7 protein-coding genes are annotated in these 6921 nt (G+C 26.8%); all 7 read left to right on the top strand.

All coding sequences use genetic code 11. The annotated features are described in order from the left end of the window. Nucleotides 1-519: S41 family peptidase (locus ACRDBA_RS17145; protein ID WP_438574148.1), on the top strand; the 519-nt coding region annotated here is incomplete at its 5' end. 43 nt (nt 520-562) lie between these two features. Beyond that, nucleotides 563-1720: a flagellin lysine-N-methylase gene (fliB, locus tag ACRDBA_RS17140; RefSeq protein ID WP_438574147.1), complete on the top strand. Its 1158-nt coding sequence runs from the start codon at nt 563-565 to the stop codon at nt 1718-1720. Nucleotides 1721-1905: 185 nt separating this feature from the next. Further along, nucleotides 1906-4362, top strand: coding sequence for an ATP-binding cassette domain-containing protein (locus tag ACRDBA_RS17135; protein ID WP_438574146.1), 2457 nt, complete (start codon nt 1906-1908; stop codon nt 4360-4362). Between the two features lie 86 nt (nt 4363-4448). Further along, on the top strand, nt 4449-4874 hold the full coding sequence (locus tag ACRDBA_RS17130) for a nucleotidyltransferase domain-containing protein (RefSeq protein ID WP_438574145.1): 426 nt from the start codon (nt 4449-4451) through the stop codon (nt 4872-4874). Next, nucleotides 4861-5322 carry a HepT-like ribonuclease domain-containing protein gene (locus ACRDBA_RS17125; RefSeq protein WP_438574144.1) on the top strand — a complete coding sequence of 154 codons (462 nt, stop codon included), beginning with the start codon at nt 4861-4863 and terminating at the stop codon, nt 5320-5322. Before ACRDBA_RS17130 ends, ACRDBA_RS17125 begins: the two co-directional genes overlap by 14 nt. 138 nt (nt 5323-5460) lie before the next feature. Then, complete coding sequence (locus ACRDBA_RS17120) at nt 5461-6321, top strand: J domain-containing protein (protein WP_438574143.1); 861 nt, start codon at nt 5461-5463, stop codon at nt 6319-6321. Between the two features lie 112 nt (nt 6322-6433). Continuing rightward, the coding region (locus ACRDBA_RS17115; protein WP_438574142.1) for a TraX family protein at nt 6434-6921 on the top strand (488 nt) is incomplete at its 3' end.

Below are 6921 nucleotides of genomic sequence, written 5' to 3'. Positions count from 1 at the left end.
TTTTTAAAAGAAAAAAATGAACTATATATTAAATATAATTCTTGTAGAGAAGATGGAGAAACTCCACTTAAAGAAAAGATAGAAAGGTCTATAGAATTTATAGAAAAAAATAAAGTAGAAAAAATTATAATAGATATTAGAAATAATTTAGGTGGAGATTCAACCTTAATTAATCCATTATTAAAATATATTAAAAACAATAAATCAATTAATAAAAGAGAAAATTTTAAAATTATAATAGGAAGAGAAACCTTTTCTTCAGCTTTATTAAATGCATATGAATTTAAAAGAGAAACAAATGCATTTATTATAGGTGAACCTTCAGGGGGAAAGCCTAATTGCTATGGAGAAATACTAAAGTTTACATTGCCTAATAGCAAATTTATTGTAAGTTATTCAACTAAATATTATGAGCTAATAGAAGATGATGAGGTCATGGCCTTATATCCAGATAAATTAATACTAGAAAGTATAGAAGATTATAAAAATAACCTTGTAGAGATTCAAAATGAGTATTAAAATAAGTTTAGCGTAAAATATAACATAGGATATGAGGTTGAATATGAAAATTAAAAAGCCAGATTACTTTGATAAATTTAATTGCATAGCTTCTGAGTGTGAGGACACATGTTGTGCAGGATGGGGAATAGTTATAGATGAAGAAACACATAAACATTATTTAAGTGTAGAAGGTGAATTTGGAGAAAGATTAAGAAGTGAAATTATTACTGAAGATGGAGAAAATATTTTTACTTTAAAGGGAGAAGATTGTGCCTTTTTAAACGAAAATAAATTATGTGATATATATTCTAACTTAGGTGGAGATAGTCTTTGTTATACATGTAGACAATATCCTCGTTACTTAGAGGAATTTGGAAGCCTTCGTGAAATAGGAATATCTTTATCTTGTCCTGAAGCAGCAAGAATAATATTAAGGGATTCAGAAAAGGTTAAGTTTAATATAACTGAAAATGATGAAGAGGTTAGTAGCTATAATGATATAAATCCAACACTATATATAAATCTTGTTCAATGCAGAAATATAGTTTTTAATTTTATGCAAAATAGAGATTTAGATATAAATGTTAGATGTGCTTTATCACTTATTTTTGTAGATGAAATTCAAAAGAAAATAGATTCTAATGATATAAAGGATATAAAAGAAGTTAAGGATAAATTCTTAAATGAAGACTTTATAAATAAGACTATTGAAGAAATTAAAGTCTACAGAAATAACGGAAGCAAGAAGTATGAAAATTTAAATGGAGTATTAAATGTATTTAAAGGATTAAAGCATATAAATCCTAATGATCCTTTAGGACTAGATGATGCATTAAGATATTTCTGGCAAAGTGAAGAAGATGAAGAACTTTACTTAAATATTTATAAAAAATTTGAAGAATATTATAAAGATAAAGAATATCATTTTGAACAAATATTAGTTTATTTTGTTTATAGATATTTTATGAAATCTGTTTTTGATTATGATGTTTTAGCAAAAATAAAAACAGCAATAATAAGCTGTATTATGATTAAGGAATTATCAGTAGTAAGATATTTAGAAAATAAAGAATTCACTGAAGAAGATATGGTAGATATAGCTCATACATATTCTAAGGATGTAGAGCATTTAGAAGAAAATATTGAAACATTAGCAGAAATATTTGAAACTAATGAAGTATTTAATATAGAAGAGTTCTTAATTCTTATAATGAATTAAGAAATATATTGTATAAAAAAAGGCATCTATTAAAAAAATTATAGAGTGTCTTTTTTATGAAATAGTCAACATTAAGTAATTGTGTTGACTATTTTTTTTCTTAAGAAAATATAGCCTAGATTACATATTTAAGGATATAATTTTATTATTACTATAATTTTAAATAATAGAAAAGAGGTGTACGTTTGAACAATATTATTATACAAGGTGCAAAAGAAGGTAACTTAAAAAATGTTTCATTAGAAATACCTAAAAATAAGCTTGTTGTTTTTACTGGGTTATCAGGCTGTGGAAAGTCAACTTTAGCTGTGGATACCATTTTTAATGAGTGCCAAAGACAATATTTAGAGGCAATGGGACTTCAAGGAATACAAAAGCCTGATATTGAAGCTATTAAAAATGCTGCTCCAGCTATAATCATTACTCAACAAGGTCAAAATAATAAAAATCCAAGATCTTCAGTTGGAACAGTGACTAATATATATACTGACTTAAGAATGATTTATGAAAAGTTATCTAAGAGAACATGTCCTAATTGTAATGAGGAAATATCAGCAGCTAATTGTAAGGAAGAATTAGAAAAAGATGATGCTGGATTTAAGGTTTATATGTATTGCAATAAGTGCAATCATAAGATGGAAAAGCTTACACGAAGCCATTTTTCTTATAATACTAGAGAAGGCGCTTGTAAAAAATGTGAAGGCTTAGGCAAAATTCTAAAAATAAATAAAGATAACTTAGTTAATGAGGATTTATCATTAGAAGATGGTGCAATAGATTATTGGGATAAAAGCTATAAGGATTATCAAATTTCTATATTACATAAAGCCTTTAAGCATTATGGCTTAGACATTAATGAGGGAGCCTTAGTTAAAGAGTTTACAGAAGGTCAAAAAGCAATACTTTTTTATGGTGTAGAAAGTGAAGAAGCTAAAGCTATTTTTCCAAATGTAAAATTGCCTAAAACTGTAACTGAAGGAAAGTTTGAAGGTGTATATGCAGTAATATGGAGAAGGCTTTCAGATAAGGGCGGAGACACTAATAATTTAGCTTCTTACTTTGAAGAAAGTGTTTGTAATGAATGTAATGGAGAACGATTAAGTAAGTTAAGTAGAGAAGCTGTCGTATTAAATAAAAGACTTCCACAATTAGTTTCTTTATCATTAGAAGAGTTATATGAATGGATATTAGAAGTAGAAAATGAATTAGAAAGTAAAAATAAAGCTTTAGTAGAATCCTATTTAATAGATTTAAAAACAAAGCTTAAGAGAATAATCAATGTAGGAATAGGATATTTAACATTAGATAGACAAACAGGAAGTTTATCAGGGGGAGAGGCACAAAGGATTAAATTATCTGCTGCATTAGATTCAAGTATTACAGGAATTATATATGTAATGGATGAGCCTACAATGGGACTTCATTCAAAGGATACCTTAGGAATAATAAATGAATTAAAAGCTTTAAGAGATAAAGGAAATACTGTAATTGTAATAGAACATGATATTGATGTAATGAAGGCTGCAGATTATATAGTAGATATTGGGCCAGGAGCTGGAAAGCATGGTGGAGAAATTATTGCTACAGGAACATTTGAGGAAATACTAAAAAATCCTTTATCAGTAACAGGCGAATATTTAAAAAGAGAAAAAACAGAAAGTAAAAAAGTACGTAAGGGAAATGGAAGCTTTATAGAAATAAAAAATGCTAATATACATAATTTGAAAAATGTAAATGCTAAATTTCCTATAGGATGTTTAACTAGCGTAACAGGTGTTTCTGGGTCAGGAAAATCAACATTAGTATTTGATGTATTAGGATGTGAAAGCCTAAAAAGCAAAGAAGAAAGCAATATTGTATTAGGTAAGGATGAATTTAAAAATATAATAACTATAGAGCAATCACCTTTAACTAGAATGAAAAGATCAAATGTAGGAACTTATTCAGGAGTTTATACTGAAATAAGAAAAATATTTGGGTCATTAGATGAATCAAAGGAAAAGGGATTAAACGTAAAGCATTTTTCATTTAATACAAAGGGTGGAAGATGTGAAAATTGTGAAGGTTTAGGTTACGTAGTAAGTAACATGCTTTTCTTTAAGGACATAGAGGTTATTTGTCCAATTTGTGGAGGAAATCAATTTAATGACCAAGTTTTATCTGTAAAATATAAGGGTAATTCAATTAAAGATATTCTTAAGATGTCTATTGAAGAAGCTATAGAAGTATTTAATGATGAGCCTAAGATATTAAAAACACTTAACTTATTAAATGAAGTAGGGGTAGGGTATTTAGAATTAGGTCAAACATTAACTACATTATCAGGTGGAGAAGGTCAAAGATTAAAGCTAGCAAAGGAATTGATAGAAAGTAAGGGTAAAAAGAATTTATATTTAATAGATGAGCCAACAACAGGATTACATCCAATAGATATAGAAAACTTCCTAAAGCTTTTAGATAGGATGGTAGACTCAGGAAATACTGTAATTGTTGTAGAGCATAATGGACAAATAATAAATGCATCAGATTGGGTTATAGACCTTGGACCAGAAGGTGGAATTAATGGAGGAGAAGTAATAGCAGTTGGAACTCCAGCAGAAATAAAATGCAATAATGCTTCGGCTACAGGCAAGTTTTTATAAAAGTAATATATTTATAGAGTATTGTAAAAATGTATAATATAATTATAAATAAAGAATGGTAAGAAAATTTATAAGGAGTAGTAGTTATGAGTAAGGTTATGCTTAAAGAATGTACTCTAGCAAATGAAAGTCTTAAAGATGTAATTTCAATAGCAGTATTTGGAAGTTATCATGAAGATGTATTTCATAAAGATAGAAGTGATATAGATATAATGATTCTCACACAAAGAGAGTTAGAAATTGATGAAGAATTTGATATTGAAGATTATCTTCAAGGTATATTGCCACAATATTTTAATCATAGTAATATTCATTATACTTTTATAAGTGAGTTTAATTACCCATTTAGTGAATTACTTTTAATATCGAAGGATAAAATAATCTTTGATGAAGAACTATACTTAGAGTACGTACTAGGATATTCAGCATTTAAAAGAGATAGAGAATCCTTAGAAATTATGAGGGAAGAGAATTTGAGGGATTTGGAGGCTTATAGAAATGGTTTATTATAAATATAAAAAAGAAAAATTAGAAGAAAAATTTTCAGAAAGTAAGGTTTTTTTGGTTAAGATAAAAGAATGCATAAAAAGAAATCCAAATTGTGATGATGATATAATTGACGAAGCTATGATTTCATATTTTAATTCTTTTTGTGAATTTATAATAGATATGTGTGAGACGTATTTAGTTTCTTCTGATAATTATATACCTAACAAATCTGGACCAGAAATAATAGCATTAGCTAGTGATTTTGGGTTTATATCTTCAAAGGATTCAAAAAAACTACAAGGAATAGTTAAATTAAGAAATAGATATACACATGATTATTATCAAAGGAAATTATCAAGAGATAGAATATTAAAAATGTGTAGATTTGAAATTACAATGTTAGAATTATTTTTAGAAATATCTGAGGAAAAGATAAGGTTAGGTTTAGTAGAAAAAGACAATATTAAGTAATGATAGAGGCTGAATAGGCCTCTTTTATATATTTAAGGTTTATGCAACTAGGGGGATGGTTTAAATTGTTATTTAAGAAACTAACAATTTAGGATATAATAAACAATAATAATTGTAGTTTAAATGGAGATGATAAATATGAACCATTATGAGATATTAGGTGTTACTGAGAGTGCATCTAAAGAAGAAATTAAAAAAGCCTACGAAGAAAGATTATATAAAATTGAAATAGAAGTTTTAGATGAAAGAAGATCAAAGTTATTTATGAGAGTTCTTAATGAAGCTTATGAAGCCTTAATAAATAAAGATTCTAATAACGAAGTTGAAAAAGCCGATAATATGTTTATTGATAATGAATTAGACAACAGCGAAGAAGAAATGTTTAAAACAGTAGTGATGAGTCAAGTAGAGATACAAAAAGAAATAGAAAAAGAAATAGAAAAGCAAATGGAATCAAAAGCTGTAAGTGTAAAAACTTATAGTGATAGCTCTGAAAAGAAGAAAAAACAAAAGAGTAATAAAAGTACAAGCTCTACAAAATCTACAAGCAAAAAGAAAGATAAACCTAAAGAAAAATCTAGGGATAAAGATATTGAAGAAAAAGATAATGACAAATTTAAAGAAGAAAAAAAAGATAATTCTAAAGTTAAAGTGATAAAAGAAGAAAAAAGTAATTCAAGTAATATGATATTAAGTATTTTACTTTTACCACTAAAAATAATAGTAGTTCCAATTATAATAATTTTATCAATTATAATTTTATTATGTAAAATTATAAGCTTAGTATCTTGGGTAGCATCAAAGGTTGTTATAGTAGGTGGAATAGGTTTAGGTGCTATACATGTATATCAAGTATATTTAGGACAAGCTGCTGATAAAAAGTTATTAGTACTTGCAGCTACAGCTGTTGTAGTTTCATTCTTTTTACCTTCTATTTTAAGCGTGATACCAAATATATTAGGAAATTTAAATAATGGGTTAAAGGATTTTGTATTTTAAGTATAAAACCTAAGATGACAAATTTGTAATGTTAATGTAATGAAGATGAATTTCTGAAAACTAAAAAACTATATATAATAAAGCCATAACGATAAGCGTTGGAGGGATAAATATGAAATTATTTAGCAACTTTACACTAAAGGTTATGGCTATTATTTTTATGGCCATGGATCATATATATACATATATAAATGGTGTACAAGGAATAGATATACCAATATGGTTTGGATACTTAGGAAAGCTAGCAGCACCTATATTTTTCTATTTAATAGTTCAAGGATTTTTCTACACTAAAAGTAGAAAGAATTATATTAAAAGAATATTTGCTATGGGAATACTTATGATAGGTGTTGATTATATTATTGGAATAAATAATAATGTTTTCTTATCATTAGGATGTGGATTAGCTCTTATGAGCTCAATAGAATATGCTAAGACAAAAGAAAAATGGTCAAAGGGATTTGTAATCTCAATACTATTATCTATAATATTTGCAATAGCAGCATTGTTTACAGAAGCATCAGTATATGGGTTAGGAATGATATTAATATTTTATTTCTTAAGAGAAAAGAAACTTGGAATGGTATGTGCATATATTGC

The organism is Clostridium sp. (genome assembly GCF_051654825.1).
Classification (GTDB): domain Bacteria; phylum Bacillota; class Clostridia; order Clostridiales; family Clostridiaceae; genus Clostridium.
The sequence above is the reverse complement of the archived record's forward strand: the minus strand, read 5'-3'. Positions and strand labels throughout refer to the sequence as shown.

What these genes read in the sequence shown, in the direction of transcription:
- fliB (WP_438574147.1), top strand. Translation starts at nt 563, where the DNA reads ATGAAAATTAAAAAGCCAGATTACTTTGATAAATTTAATTGCATAGCT.
- ACRDBA_RS17130 (WP_438574145.1), top strand. Translation starts at nt 4,449, where the DNA reads ATGAGTAAGGTTATGCTTAAAGAATGTACTCTAGCAAATGAAAGTCTT.
- ACRDBA_RS17125 (WP_438574144.1), top strand. Translation starts at nt 4,861, where the DNA reads ATGGTTTATTATAAATATAAAAAAGAAAAATTAGAAGAAAAATTTTCA.
- ACRDBA_RS17120 (WP_438574143.1), top strand. Translation starts at nt 5,461, where the DNA reads ATGAACCATTATGAGATATTAGGTGTTACTGAGAGTGCATCTAAAGAA.